Here is a 12,665-nt window from a genome sequence, read left to right on the forward strand (position 1 = left end):
TGAGGTTGACCTCGGCGGTGACGCAACTCATGGGCGGACCAGTGTCCGGACTGGCATAGTGCAGAGCATGGCTCGGGAATTGACGACGGTCGGTGTGGTGGGTCTCGGCACGATGGGCGCCGGGATCGCCGAGGTGTTCGCGCGCAACGGCCTGACGGTCGTCGGCGTCGAGCGGGACGAGGAGGCGGTCGAGCGCGGCCGCGGGCACATCCAGCACTCGACCGACCGGGCCGTGAAGCGCGGCAAGCTGTCGGTCGAGGACCAGCAGGCGATCTTCGACCGGGTCACGTTCGCGACCTCGCTGGAGGCGCTGGCCGACTGCGACCTGGTTGTCGAGGCGGTCGTCGAGCGGCTCGAGCTGAAGCGCGAGATCTTCGCCGCACTGGACAAGATCGTTCGCGAGGACGCGATCCTGGCCACCAACACCTCGTCGCTGTCGGTGACCGAGATCTCGGTCGCCACCCAGCGCCCGCGCCGGGTCGTCGGCATGCACTTCTTCAACCCGGCTCCGGTGCAGGAGTTCGTCGAGGTGATCAAGACCGTGGTCACCGAGCCGGACGTGGTCGAGGACGTCCAGGCGCTGGCCCGCCGGCTGCACAAGGTGCCGGTCGTCGCTGCCGATCGGGCCGGGTTCATCGCGAACGCGCTGCTGTTCGGGTACCTCAACCACGCGGTCTCGATGGTCGAGTCGAAGTACGCGACCCGCGAGGACGTCGACGCGGCGATGCGGCTCGGCTGTGGCTATCCGATGGGCCCGCTGGCGCTGCTCGACCTGATCGGCCTCGACACGACGTACGAGATCCTCGACACGATGTACAAGCAGGGCCGCAACCGCCTGCACGCGCCGGCCCCCATCCTCAAGCAGATGGTCACCGCCGGGCTGCTCGGCCGGAAGACCGGGCGCGGCTTCTACACTTACGAGGCGCCGGACTCGCCGGTCGTGGTCGACGACGAGCACACGCCACGGCCGGCCGCCGGCGGAACCGCCGTACGACCCATCAAGCAGGTCGGCGTGGTCGGCTCCGGGACGATGGCGGTCGGCATCGTCGAGGTGCTCGCCAAGGCCGGGTACGACGTGCGGTACGTCGCCCGGGGTACCGAGAAGGTCGAACGCGTCCGCGGCGTCTTGGAGCGCTCGCTGGAGAAGGGCGTCCAGCGCGGCAAGCTGTCGTCGGAGGAACGCGACGCGGCGCTGCGCCGGGTGACCGGTACGGCGAAGCTCGACGACCTGGCGGGCGCGGACCTGGTGATCGAGGCCGTGGTCGAGGAGCTGAGCGTCAAGCAGGCGCTGTTCGAGACGTTCGACGAGATCTGCAAGCCAGGCGCGATCCTGGCCACCACGACGTCGTCGCTGCCGGTCATCGACCTGGCGATGGCGACCAAGCGGCCGGCCGACGTGGTCGGGCTGCACTTCTTCAACCCGGCGCCGGTGATGCAGCTGGTCGAGGTGGTCAGCACGGTCAGCACCGCTCCGGAGGTCGCCGACACCGTGGCCGCCGTTGCCGTTGCCGCGGGCAAGCACCCGGTGCGGTGCGGGGACCGGGCCGGCTTCATCGTGAACGCGCTGCTGTTCCCGTACCTGAACGACGCGGTCCGAATGCTCGAGGCGCACTACGCCGGCGTCGACGACATCGACGCCGCGATGAAGCTCGGCTGCCGGCTGCCGATGGGCCCGTTCGAACTCCTCGACGTGGTCGGGCTGGACGTGGCGCTCGCCATCCAGCGCACCCTCTACCTGGAGTTCCGCGAGCCCGGCTTCGCGCCGGCGCCGCTGCTCGAACACCTGGTCACCGCGGGGTACCTCGGCCGCAAGACCGGCCGCGGCTTCCGCGACTACAGCAGCTGACCGGAACCGACAGAAACTGGTACCGACGGACTGAGCCGTTCGGCTACCCTGCCGCCATGTCGGACGAGTCGAAGAAGCACCTCACCGACGCCCTCGGCGGGCAACCGATCCCACCGCCGAGCGCAGCGGAACGGGTCGAGCGCGAGCGCGTCTACAACCTCGTCCGCGGTGTGCTCACGTGCTACAACTCGCTGATCGCGCGGGAGACCGACGAGGCCCGAAGGGCCGAACTCGAGGCCGAGCAAAAGATCTACACCGACGAGTTCCGCCGGCATGCCGCGATGACGGCCGCGGAGCGGCGGGTCGTGCTGGCGGAGTACCCGGAGCTGCTGGCGCGGTTGCAGGCCGAGCTCGACGGATGATCGAGAGCAGGCGGCTCGAGCTGTCGCCGTCCGAGGAGCGGGCGGTGCTTGCGCGTCGGCTGGCGCAGATCACGCCGGTCGAGGCGCCGATGCGGCAGCCGGGTCAGCGTCCGCTGGTGGTGCTGATCGGTGGTCCGCCCGGCTCGGGGAAGTCGACCACGCAGTGGTTGCTGCAGCAGTCGCTCGGACCATCGGTCGCGGTGTACGACTTCGACGACGACATCACCGCGCACCCGCGGTACGACGCGATCATGCGATCCCGCGGGCTCCGCGCGGCCGACGACCTTGCGCAGTACCTCCCGCGCGGCATGATGGTGCGCTGCCTCCAGCACCTCCGCGCCGGCGAGCCGCAGTACGACGTGATCGCGAGCGCACCGCTGCATCGGGTGCCGGTGGCGAAGGGGTGGATCGACGGGTTCCGGGCCGTCGACTACCGGGTGGCGTTGGCGTACGTCGTGACGCACGAGGCGAACTGCCGGCTCGGCCGCGCGAGCCGCTACCAGCAAGCAGTGGACGACACGGGAGCCGGCCGCTGGGTGCGGACGGACCTCGCCGAGCTGGCGTACCGGCTGGTGCCGGACACGGTCCACGAACTCGAGGCGACCGCGGCCGTCGACGACCTCTACATCGTCGATCGCGACGGCTACGTGCTGTACGAGAACCAGCGCGCGGACGACGGGCGCATGCCCGGGCCGTACCAGGCGAAGGACACCGTCCTTGCCGAACGCAACCGTCCGCCGACCCCGGCCGAACACGACCAGTTCCTGGCCACCGCTCTACCCCTGCTGGACCGCGGCGACAGGCTGCCGGCCCCGGTGATCGCCGAGGTCCGCGCCGCGATGACGCGCCACGAGGCGCGCGGCGAACCCAGTTCCCATCCGCAGGCCGCCCCCACCCACCTCACCGATGTGGGCCGCCGACTCGCCGATGCCGGTCGGCTCGACGCCCGGTTGACCGACGTACAGCGGGTCGCGAGCGCCGGCATCGCCGCACCCGGAGCCATCCGGGCTCCTGAGACCCGAACGACGCCGGAGGTTGCCGGCGGATCGCCCAACCCCGGCGGATCGCCCAACCCCGGCGTCGACCGACCGGCCCGCGGCGGTGACCTGACCCGCTGAGGCCTCCCGCACGCGGTGGGTTCACCCATCGTGTGGTGGGTTCCTGACCGTTCGGGAGGGTGGGGAACCCACAACGCGGTGGGTGAACCCACCGTGCGGGCAGACTCGGACGGGTGCGGAGGAGTTCGTGGCGGCAGCGCCTGGTGTCGGTGGCGGCCATGTTGTTGGTGGTGGTGACCGGTCTGGGACTGATCACGATGCCGGGGGTGGTCGGGGTCGAGTGGCCGGGGTGGACGTCGTTGATGTTCCTGGTCGCGGTGCTGGTGATCCCGGCGGCGTGGGTGCTGCTCGGGATCTCGACGGGTACGGCGACGTTCGCGCGCTGGATCGCGGTGTTCGGGGTCGGGGTGGTCGCGGCGCGCATCGCGTGGTCGACGTACGACGCGGGCCCGGCGGTGTTGCTCGCCGTACTCCCACTGCTCGCGACCATCGTCCTGCTCGGTGTGGTCATCGCCTACTCGTGGCCGCGGGCAACCACCCGCGCGATCCGGGACGCCGCCCAGCGCAACGGATGGCGCGTCGTCGACCCGCGCGAACTGCGGTTGCCGCAGCTCCCGCTGCCGGTCGGCCGGACGTGGTCGGCGCGCAATGTCGTCCAGACGCCGCAGGGCATCGCCTTCGAGGTGCAGTGGCTGCGCTGGCACGGGTTGCTGTGCCGCCGGGACCGCCTGAGCGCCTTTGTCACCACGCTGCCTGTCGCGCTGCCGCCGCTGCAGGTCCAGCCGGGCGGGCTGACAAGATCGGACGTCACGCTCGAGAGCGGCGAGTTCAACCGCAGCTTCGACGTGATCGGCGACGAACCGCGCTACCTCACCGCAGTCCTCCATCCACGCACGATGCAGACACTGCTCGACCTGCGCCCGATCGCACTCGCCGTCGCGAGTTCGGCGCTGGTCCTGTCTCGTAGCCAACCGCTCACCCCCGGGCTCCTGACCGAAGGCATCACGGCGCTCGACCGCGTCAAGATCCCGCAGTACGTGTACGACGACTACGGCCGGTACGCCCCGGAACCGAGCCCGGGGCTACGGTTCCAGGGCCGCCGCTTCGACCCGTCACCCACGGCGACTCTGCTCCGCATGACCACACTCGCCACCGGACTGCTCGGCTCGACTCTGCTCACCTGCCTCGCCGCGGCAGCGACGCAGTCCGATTTCGACCCGCCGAACCCGGTCGCCAAGATCGTGGCCGGAGGAGCGGTACTGCTCGCGATCTCCGTCGGCTGCGCGCTGGCCCGGAAGGTTTACGGCTCGGCCATGGCGTAGTCGCCGCACGGGCCGCCGCCGATGGCCTCGGGCAGGACGGTTTCGCGGCGGTCCGGCCGGACCAGTGGGTTGTAGAAGGCGGCGATCTCGACGCTGTCCTCCGGGATGTAGTGGAAGATCAGCGACCGGCGGAAGCGGTCGGAGGTGGAATTCGGCCGCGAGCCGTGGACGACACTGCCGTGGAAGAACAGCACGTCGCCCGCCCGCATCCGCGTCTGCACCTTGGTGAGTCCGTCCGGCACCGGCACCTCGACACCGGTGAACGACTCGGTCAAGTCGGCCGGCTCCGGGCAGACCAGCTCGGTCTGGTGCGAACCGGGCACGACCGCCAGTCCGCCGTTCGCGGCGTCGACGTCGTCGATCGCGATCCAGGCCGCGAGACAGGTCTCCGGGTCCGCGCGCAGGAACGTGTTGTCCTGGTGCAGCGCCTGCCCGCGGGCCCCCGGCGGCTTGAAGTAGAACATCGACTGGGCGCCGAGCGCCGGCCCGATCAGCGCCTGCACCACATCGAGGATCCGGCTGTCGAGCATCAGTTCCAGCGAGAGCTTGCCCGCCTCGGTGCCGAGCGCGCGATGCGGATGCACGAACCGCGGGAACTTCGCCAGCGGGTCGTCGTCCGGTACGCCGTCGTCGATCGCGAGCGAGTGGTCGACCGCGACCTGCTCCATGAAAACGGTCTTGATCCGCTCGACCTCGGCAGGTTCGAGCAACTGCGGGACCTGGACGATGCCGTCCCGCCGGTAGATGTCCAGCACAGTCTGCGTCATAGCTTCAGGATGTGGGCGCAGCGGGCGTGACAGCGATAGCCTATTGCGCTGTGAACCTTCGAGATCCTGCTGAGTCCCCGAAGCCGGTCGTGCGCCGGCTGGCGACCGGTGAGTTCGACGAGGGGGCTGAGTACGCGACCTTCCGGCGGCACGGCACCACCGACTGGCTGCTGGTCCAGACCCTCGACGGCCGGGGACGATTCGGTCCGGTCGCCGCCCGTCCGGGCAGCATCACGCTGGTCCGTCCCGGCACGCTCCACGATTACGCGACCGTCGGCGAGCGCTGGCACTTCCTGTACGCGCACCTCAACCCGAAGCCGGACTGGTTGCCTCTGCTGGACTGGCCCGAAGTTGCCCCCGGCACCCTTCAGCTCGAGCCGGCAACACCCACCTTCGAGCGGATCGCCGACCACCTGAGGGACGCCGTACGCCATCAGCGCAGCGTCCTGCCGCAAGCCGAACAGCTCAGCGCGAACTCGCTCGAGGCGGCGTTGCTGTGGTGCGACACGCAGAACCCGAAGGCGGTCCGGATCGACGATCGGCTGCTGCGCGCGATCGAGTTGATCGATCAGGACCTGACCGCGCACCTCGACGTACCGCGGCTGGCCCGCGCGGTGAACCTGTCGGTCTCCCGCTTCGCGCACCTGTTCCGCGAGCAGCTCGGCGTCACGCCGCAGCAGTTTGTCGAACGCCGGCGTCTCGACGCGGCCGCCAGGCTGCTCGAGCTGACCAGCCGTTCGGTCGCGTCGGTCGCCGCCCAGGTCGGGTACGCGGACCCGCTGTACTTCGCGACCAGATTCCGTCTGCACACCGGAAAGAGCCCCACCGCGTACCGCCGCAGGCCCGAGCTGGAGATCCGCAGTCAGCGCGACGAAAGGTAAGTGAGCACTGCCATGACGCGCCGGTTGTCGTCCTCGGACGGCGGCAGGTCGAGCTTGGCGAAGATGCTGTTGGTGTGCTTGCTGACTGCCTTCTCGGTGACGAAGAGCGCACTGGCGATCGCTGCGTTCGAGCGGCCCTCGGCCATCAGCCCGAGCACCTCGGACTCGCGCGGGGTCAGTCGGCTGATCGGCTCGTCGCGGGTGTTGCGGGCCAGCAGCTGACCGATCACGTCCGGGTCCATCGCGGTGCCACCGGCCGCGACCCGGCGGACCGCGTCGAGGAAGTCGGCCACGTTCGACACCCGGTCCTTGAGCAGGTACCCGACGCCGCCTCCACCGCCGGTGAGCAGCTCGCGCGCGTACAGCTGCTCGACGTACTGCGAGAGCACCAGGATCGGCAGGCCCGCGATCTTCCCGCGGGCCTCGATCGCGGCCTTCAGGCCCTCGTCGGTGAAGGTCGGCGGCAGCCGGACGTCGACGACCGCGACATCCGGCCGGTGCTCCACCAGCGCGGGCACCAGGCGGGGCCCGTTGTCGACCGCCTCGACGACCTCGAAGTCGTGCGCTTCGAGCAGCCGGATCAGGCCGTCCCGGAGGAGGGCGTTGTCTTCAGCGATGAGGACTCGCAAGGTAGCTCCATGATCACGGTGGTCGGCCCGGCGCTCGGGCTCACCACGGTCAACGTACCGTCGAAGGCGGCCAGCCGCCGCTCGATACCGTACAGACCGCCGCCGGGTTTGACGGCCGCGCCTCCCACGCCGTCGTCACCGACGATCATGTGCAGCTTCTCATCCTCGTGCGTGATCTGCACCCAGGCGTTCGTCGCGGACGAGTACTTGACCGCGTTCGCCAGGCATTCGGCAACCGCGAAGTACGCCGCCGACTCGACCGGCGCGGGCGGGCGGGCGGGAACGTCGTAGCTGACGTCGACCTTGAACGGGCAGGTCAGCGCGAGCGCCTTGACCGCACCTTCCAGGCCGCGATCGGCGAGCACCGGCGGGTGGATCCCGCGGACCAGATCGCGCAGCTCCGACAGCGCCGTACTCGCCGACTGCCGCGCTTCGGTGAGCAGCGCCGCCGCCTGGGCCGGGTCCCGCGCCACCATCTCCTCGGCCATACCGAGGTTCATGCTGAGCGCGGCCAGCCGGGCCTGGGCACCGTCGTGCAGGTCGCGCTCGATCCGGCGCAGCTCGGCCGCCTGGGTGTCGACGGTCTCGGCGCGGGACTCCTTCAGTTCGCGGACCCGCATCGCCAGCTTCGCACTCTCGGTCGGGCCGAGCAGTGAGCGGGCGACGTACGCGTTCGCCTTCAGCAGCCGCTCGCCGGCGGCGTACCAGATCATGAACGCGAACAGCGCGACCGGGAGCAGCAGGAAGCTGGTCCAGAAGTTCACCGTGAACAGCCCGCCGAACGGCTCGGTGAAGATGCCCTCCGGCGTGACGCCGACGAGCAGCGGATAGACGGTGTAGAACAGCGTGGCCAGGAACAGCACCGCGCTCAGCAGACACAGCGTGAACCCGATCACCGCGTTCACCAGCAGCCAGATGATGTCGCGCCAGGTCTGCGGGTCGGTGAGGATGGTCCGCAGCCGCATCAGCATGCCGGGCATCGGCGGCTTCTTGTACGGCCGCGGGATCCGCTCGCCGAGGAAGCCGGCCAGCATCGTGCGGTGACAGTTCGCGAACCAGCGCGCGGCCGGAATCACCACCAGCAGCAGCGGGATGCCGACCCAGACCGCGATCAGCGGCACGGCGACCACGCTGAGGACGAACAGGGCGATCCCGAGCTCGGCCAGGATCGCGAGGAACAGCGCGATCCACGGCTGCGCGACCTTCGGGTAACGCAGCGGCGGCGCTTCGGTGCTGACCACGGTGCTCATGTCCACCATCATGACCCAGCGTGAGAGTCCGGGCAGTGGGGTTATCTCCACTTTTCCCCGGGCACTGGGTCCCCGACAGATCGGGTATTAACTCTCATGTTTTCGGCCGTAGGGGCACGGAGGCTGGATGCCGTACCCTTGGCCGTGGCTGAACGCCTTGGCCTCCACCCGCTTACGAGACGAGGTCCTGATGGCTCAGCCGTCTGTGTCACCCACTGCTACCCGCCGCTCCGAATTCTCGCCGCTGCTGCGCGAGATCAAGGCCGCCGGACTGCTCGAGCGCCGGACCGCGGCGTACGTGATGGCGATCGGGATCAACGTGGCGCTGACGGCGATCACCTGGGCGGCGATCGCGGTCGTCGGCGCGTCCTGGTGGGTGCTGCTGCTCGCCGTACCATTGGGCATCCTGACCACCCGCGCGGCCTTCTTCGGGCACGATGCGGGGCATCAGCAGATCGCCGCCTCGCGCAAGCTGCACGACTGGATCGGGATGCTGCACGGCAACCTGCTGCTCGGCATGAGCTACGCCTGGTGGAACGACAAGCACAACCGGCATCACGCGAACCCGAACCACACCGACAAGGACCCTGACGTCGGGGAGGGCGTTCTGGTCTGGACCCTCGAGCAGGCCGCCGGCCGCAAGGGGATCGAAGGCTGGCTGTCCCGCAACCAGGCGCGGATCTTCTTCCCGTTGCTCACCCTCGAGGGCTTCAACCTGAAGGTGTCGAGCGTTCGCTTCCTGCTCGGCCGCCGGCGGACGGAGAAGACCGAGCTCGGGCTGCTGGCGGCCCATCTGGTGCTGTACTTCGGCGCGCTGTTCCTGATCATGTCGCCCGGGCAGGCGGTGCTGTTCGCGCTGATCCATCACATGGTGTTCGGCCTGCACCTCGGCAGCGTGTTCGCGCCCAACCACAAGGGCATGGAGATGCCGGACGACGACACCAACTGGGGCCACCTGGAGAAGCAGGTGCTGACGTCGCGCAACGTCAACGGTGGTCTGGTCACGGACTGGATGATGGGCGGCCTGAACTACCAGATCGAGCACCACCTCTTCCCGAGCATGCCGCGCGCCAACCTCCGCTTCGCCCAGCCGATCGTCCGGGCGTACTGCGAGCGCATCGGCATGCCGTACGTGTCCACCAGCCTGCTCGAGTCCTACCGCCTCGGTCTCCGCCACATGCACGACGTCGGCGCGGAGTTGCGCGCAGACGCCAGGCAGTGACCTAGGTCATACGACTAGCCTTAAGGGGCTATGTCGCGCAGAAAGCCTTCCAAGTGGCAGCGGCCGGTCAGCGACCGGCCGCTGTTCGGCGGTTCCCAGACCCGTGAGGTGAAGGCCGACGGTGAGTGGATCGTCCGCCGGATCTCCGGGTCGGCGTCGGCGAAGTCGTACCGCTGTCCTGGCTGCGACCAGCTGATCCCGCCGGCGACGCCGCATGTGGTGGTCTGGCCGGAGAGCCCGAGTCTGCTCGGCGCGATCGGCGGTAGCCAGTCGCTGGACGAGCGGCGGCACTGGCACACCGCCTGCTGGCAGCGCAGTCGATGAGAAGGGGCGCTCGATGAAGCTTCCGGTCACGTCGTACGGCGACGCCGGTACGCCGGTCGTGGTGATGCACGGGTTGTTCGGCTCCGGGCGGAACTGGATGACCGCGGCGCGCCGGCTCGCGGACCGGCATCGGGTGTTCGCGTTCGACCTGCGCAACCACGGTACGTCGCCGCACGTCGGCACGATGAGTTACCCGGAGATGGCCGACGACGTCCGCGAGACGATCGACTCCCTCGGGGTCGGACCGGTCGCGCTCGTCGGGCATTCGATGGGCGGCAAGACCGCGATGCTCACCGCGCTGCAGTACCCGGCGGTCGTCGAGCGGCTCGTCGTGGTGGACGCCGCACCGGTCGCGTACCCGCCGGCGTTCGAGGCGTACGCCCGCGCGATGCGTACCGCCGACCTCTCGTCGGTGACCCGTCGTGCCGAGGTCGACGCGCAGCTCGCCGACGCCGTACCGACACCGGGGACGCGCGCGTTCCTCCTGCAGAACCTCATCCTCGACGCCGACGGCGCCCGCTGGCGCCCGAACCTCCCGGTGATCGAGGCCGCATTGCCGGCCATCTCCGGCTGGCCCGATGTCCAGGGCCGCTACGACGGACCGACCCTGTTCATCTACGGCGGTAAGTCCGACTACGTCCAGCAGGACCACCGCGCGACCATCGCGGCGTACTTCCCGCACGTCCAGTACGCCGTGGTCCCCGAAGCCGGTCACTGGGTCCACGCCGAACGCCTCGACGACTTCCTCGCCGCTCTCACCCCCTTCCTGCCCTGACCTGCTGCCCGCTGCCGCGGCCCCGCTACGCTGACCCGCAGCGACTTGGTAAACGGTTGTCAGTTATCCATTGACCTCTGAGTCCTTGCGTCGGTAAGTTTTCAACCCAGTTCCTGCAGGATCCACGATCTGGGTTGGATGTGGTGACGAATGGCGGTCCGGACCGGTGCGCAGCGCCTGGCGGAGGACCCGAGGCTGGTGCCCGACGGGCGACTGGGGCTGATCACGAATTTCACCGGCGTCCTGCCGGATCTCACGCCGACCTCGGTCGCGCTGCGTACGGCCGGCCTCCCGCTGACGGCGTTGTACGGACCCGAGCACGGCCTCCGCGGCACGGCGCAGGCGGGCGACAGCGAGGGCGAAGGCGTCGACCCCGACACCGGCCTCCCGGTTTTCGACACGTACCGCCGCAAGGACCAGGCGCTCGACGACCTGTTCGCCGATGTCGACGTGCTGCTCTTCGACATCCAGGACATCGGCACGCGGTTCTACACCTACATCTGGACGATGTACGACTGCCAGCAGGCAGCCGCCCGCCTCGGCCTGCCGTTCGTCGTGCTCGACCGCCCGAACCCGCTCGGCGGCGTCCGCGTCGAGGGACCGATGCTGCAGCCCGGCTTCGAGAGCTTCGTCGGCCGCGCGCCGATCCCGCTCCGGCACGGCCTGACGGTCGGTGAGCTCGCCCGACAGTTGGGTACGGCAACAGTCGTCGAGGTCGAGGGCTGGACCCGCACCGAGACCGCCACCGGTCTGCCCTGGGTGCCGCCGTCGCCGAACATGCCGACGCCGGACACCGCGCTCGTCTACCCCGGCACCGGCCTGTTCGAGGGCACCAACCTCAGCGAGGGCCGCGGTACGACGCGACCGTTCGAGACGATCGGAGCGCCGTACGTCGACGACCGGCTGCTGTCCGCGCTGCGTGCGTGTGAGTTGCCCGGCGTGATCTTCCGGCGCACGTGGTTCGAGCCGGTCTTCAGCAAGTACGCCGGCGACACGGTGTCCGGCGTCCAACTGCATGTCGTCGACCGGGAGGCGTTCGAGCCGGTCCGCACCGCGCTGGTCATGCTGGGCGTGCTCAACGAGCTGTATCCGGACGACTTCGCGCTCCTGCCGTCGCTGGACAAGCTGTGGGGCTCGGACTCGTTGCGCAAGGCACTCGAGGCCGGTGACGACCCGGCCGAGCTCTTGCCCGCGGCAACCACACCGGCCGGGTGGGTGCGCCCGGACGTACTGCTCTACGAGGAGGTCGGATGACCGACGTGACGATCCGCTCGTTCCAGGTCGGGGACGGGCCGCAGCTCGCCGACGTGTGGACCGCGGCGGCACCGGCCGACCCGATCTCGTACCAGCGGCTGCGCGACCTGTTCCTGCTCGACCGCAACTTCGACGCGGCCGGCCTCCAGGTAGCCGTGAGCAACGATCAGATCGTCGGCGCGGCGTACGGCGTCCGTCGGCTGGTCGCGGCCGACGCCGACGACCTGGAGCCGGCGTCCGGATGGATCCCGTTCTTCTTCGTGCATCCGGAGCACCGCCGGCGTGGCATCGGCCAAGCCTTGGTGTCGGCGGCAATGGACTGGCTCCGGTCGCACGGACGTTCCGAGGTGTACTTCTCGTCGTACACCCCGAACTACTTCGTGCCCGGCCTCGACACCGCCCGCTACCCGGAGGCCGCCGGACTGCTCACCGGGCTGGGCTTCGAGCGCCGGTACGACGCGGTCGCGATGGACCGCAGCCTTGTCGGGTACGCCGTTCCGGACGACGTCCGCCGCCGCATCGAGGCCCTGACGGCCGAGGGCTACAGCTTCGGCACACCGTCGGGCGACGAACTGACCGCGCTGATCGCGATCGCCGGCGCGGAGTTCAACCCGGACTGGGCACGCGCGATCCGCGAGGGTGCCGTGTCCGGACTGCCACTGGACCGCATCGTGGTGGCGCGAGACCCCGGCCGGGAGATCCTCGGCTGGGCCATGCACGGGACCTACGAAGGGGTCATCGACCGGTTCGGGCCATTCGGCGTACTGCCGGCGTCCCGCGGTACCGGTCTCGGCAAGGTACTGCTGCACCTGACCCTCGAACGGATGGTCGCGGCCGGCGCCCATGGCGCCTGGTTCCTGTGGACCGGGGAAACCTCCGCGGCCGGGCAGCTGTATCTCAAAACGGGGTTCGACATCACGCGCACGTTCACCATCCTCCGGGCGCCCCTGCACCCGGACGGCGGGAAGGAATGAC

The 12,665-nt window shown here is 69.7% G+C and carries 13 protein-coding genes; 10 read left to right on the top strand and 3 right to left on the bottom strand.

Translation table 11 applies throughout. From position 1 onward, the window contains the following. The first annotated feature begins 67 nt into the window (after positions 1–67). The 4 genes from AB0B82_RS00790 (at position 68) to AB0B82_RS00805 (ending at position 4,588) form a co-directional block, all read left to right on the top strand. Complete coding sequence (locus AB0B82_RS00790) at positions 68–1,846, top strand: 3-hydroxybutyryl-CoA dehydrogenase (RefSeq protein WP_360160968.1); 1,779 nt, start codon at positions 68–70, stop codon at positions 1,844–1,846. 56 nt (positions 1,847–1,902) lie between these two features. After that, positions 1,903–2,208 (top strand): hypothetical protein, encoded by a 306-nt coding sequence (locus tag AB0B82_RS00795; protein WP_360160970.1) that lies wholly within the window; start codon positions 1,903–1,905, stop codon positions 2,206–2,208. Then, positions 2,205–3,326, top strand: a complete 1,122-nt coding sequence (locus AB0B82_RS00800; RefSeq protein ID WP_360160972.1) for a zeta toxin family protein — start codon at positions 2,205–2,207, stop codon at positions 3,324–3,326. The genes AB0B82_RS00795 and AB0B82_RS00800 overlap by 4 nt, the downstream gene beginning before the upstream one ends. Positions 3,327–3,439: 113 nt before the next feature. Continuing rightward, positions 3,440–4,588: a hypothetical protein gene (locus tag AB0B82_RS00805; protein ID WP_360160974.1), complete on the top strand. Its 1,149-nt coding sequence runs from the start codon at positions 3,440–3,442 to the stop codon at positions 4,586–4,588. Here the strand turns inward: AB0B82_RS00805 and AB0B82_RS00810 are convergent. Next, a complete protein-coding gene (locus AB0B82_RS00810; protein WP_360160976.1) occupies positions 4,567–5,355 on the bottom strand; it encodes a phytanoyl-CoA dioxygenase family protein in 789 nt (262 codons plus the stop codon). The genes AB0B82_RS00805 and AB0B82_RS00810 overlap by 22 nt on opposite strands. Before the next feature lie 50 nt (positions 5,356–5,405). On the opposite strand from AB0B82_RS00810, the gene AB0B82_RS00815 reads away from it, so the two are divergent. After that, positions 5,406–6,236: a helix-turn-helix domain-containing protein gene (locus tag AB0B82_RS00815; protein WP_360160978.1), complete on the top strand. Its 831-nt coding sequence runs from the start codon at positions 5,406–5,408 to the stop codon at positions 6,234–6,236. Here the strand turns inward: AB0B82_RS00815 and AB0B82_RS00820 are convergent. Together AB0B82_RS00820 and AB0B82_RS00825 are read right to left on the bottom strand one after the other, a co-directional pair. Further along, positions 6,218–6,865: a response regulator transcription factor gene (locus AB0B82_RS00820; RefSeq protein ID WP_360160980.1), complete on the bottom strand. Its 648-nt coding sequence runs from the start codon at positions 6,863–6,865 to the stop codon at positions 6,218–6,220. The genes AB0B82_RS00815 and AB0B82_RS00820 overlap by 19 nt on opposite strands. Next, positions 6,817–8,115: a sensor histidine kinase gene (locus AB0B82_RS00825; protein WP_360160982.1), complete on the bottom strand. Its 1,299-nt coding sequence runs from the start codon at positions 8,113–8,115 to the stop codon at positions 6,817–6,819. The genes AB0B82_RS00820 and AB0B82_RS00825 overlap by 49 nt, the downstream gene beginning before the upstream one ends. A 190-nt stretch (positions 8,116–8,305) precedes the next feature. Between AB0B82_RS00825 and AB0B82_RS00830 the strand changes: the two genes are divergently transcribed. The 5 genes from AB0B82_RS00830 (at position 8,306) to AB0B82_RS00850 (ending at position 12,664) form a co-directional block, all read left to right on the top strand. Then, positions 8,306–9,337, top strand: a complete 1,032-nt coding sequence (locus AB0B82_RS00830; protein WP_360160984.1) for an acyl-CoA desaturase — start codon at positions 8,306–8,308, stop codon at positions 9,335–9,337. 30 nt (positions 9,338–9,367) lie between these two features. Next, positions 9,368–9,661 carry a hypothetical protein gene (locus AB0B82_RS00835; protein ID WP_360160986.1) on the top strand — a complete coding sequence of 98 codons (294 nt, stop codon included), beginning with the start codon at positions 9,368–9,370 and terminating at the stop codon, positions 9,659–9,661. Positions 9,662–9,674: 13 nt separating this feature from the next. Continuing rightward, positions 9,675–10,436, top strand: coding sequence for an alpha/beta fold hydrolase (locus AB0B82_RS00840; RefSeq protein WP_360160988.1), 762 nt, complete (start codon positions 9,675–9,677; stop codon positions 10,434–10,436). Positions 10,437–10,586: 150 nt separating this feature from the next. Beyond that, entirely contained in the window at positions 10,587–11,690 is a 1,104-nt protein-coding gene (locus AB0B82_RS00845) for a DUF1343 domain-containing protein (protein ID WP_360160990.1), read from the top strand. Further along, a complete protein-coding gene (locus AB0B82_RS00850) occupies positions 11,687–12,664 on the top strand; it encodes a GNAT family N-acetyltransferase (RefSeq protein WP_360160992.1) in 978 nt (325 codons plus the stop codon). Before AB0B82_RS00845 ends, AB0B82_RS00850 begins: the two co-directional genes overlap by 4 nt. Position 12,665 lies beyond the last annotated feature (1 nt).

Source organism: Kribbella sp. NPDC048915 (assembly GCF_040649595.1).
Taxonomy (GTDB): domain Bacteria; phylum Actinomycetota; class Actinomycetes; order Propionibacteriales; family Kribbellaceae; genus Kribbella.

Coding starts and splice junctions, on each gene's coding strand:
- AB0B82_RS00790 (WP_360160968.1), top strand. CDS start 68: ATGGCTCGGGAATTGACGACGGTCGGTGTGGTGGGTCTCGGCACGATG.
- AB0B82_RS00795 (WP_360160970.1), top strand. CDS start 1,903: ATGTCGGACGAGTCGAAGAAGCACCTCACCGACGCCCTCGGCGGGCAA.
- AB0B82_RS00800 (WP_360160972.1), top strand. CDS start 2,205: ATGATCGAGAGCAGGCGGCTCGAGCTGTCGCCGTCCGAGGAGCGGGCG.
- AB0B82_RS00810 (WP_360160976.1), bottom strand. CDS start 5,355: ATGACGCAGACTGTGCTGGACATCTACCGGCGGGACGGCATCGTCCAG.
- AB0B82_RS00825 (WP_360160982.1), bottom strand. CDS start 8,115: ATGAGCACCGTGGTCAGCACCGAAGCGCCGCCGCTGCGTTACCCGAAG.
- AB0B82_RS00830 (WP_360160984.1), top strand. CDS start 8,306: ATGGCTCAGCCGTCTGTGTCACCCACTGCTACCCGCCGCTCCGAATTC.
- AB0B82_RS00835 (WP_360160986.1), top strand. CDS start 9,368: ATGTCGCGCAGAAAGCCTTCCAAGTGGCAGCGGCCGGTCAGCGACCGG.
- AB0B82_RS00840 (WP_360160988.1), top strand. CDS start 9,675: ATGAAGCTTCCGGTCACGTCGTACGGCGACGCCGGTACGCCGGTCGTG.
- AB0B82_RS00845 (WP_360160990.1), top strand. CDS start 10,587: ATGGCGGTCCGGACCGGTGCGCAGCGCCTGGCGGAGGACCCGAGGCTG.
- AB0B82_RS00850 (WP_360160992.1), top strand. CDS start 11,687: ATGACCGACGTGACGATCCGCTCGTTCCAGGTCGGGGACGGGCCGCAG.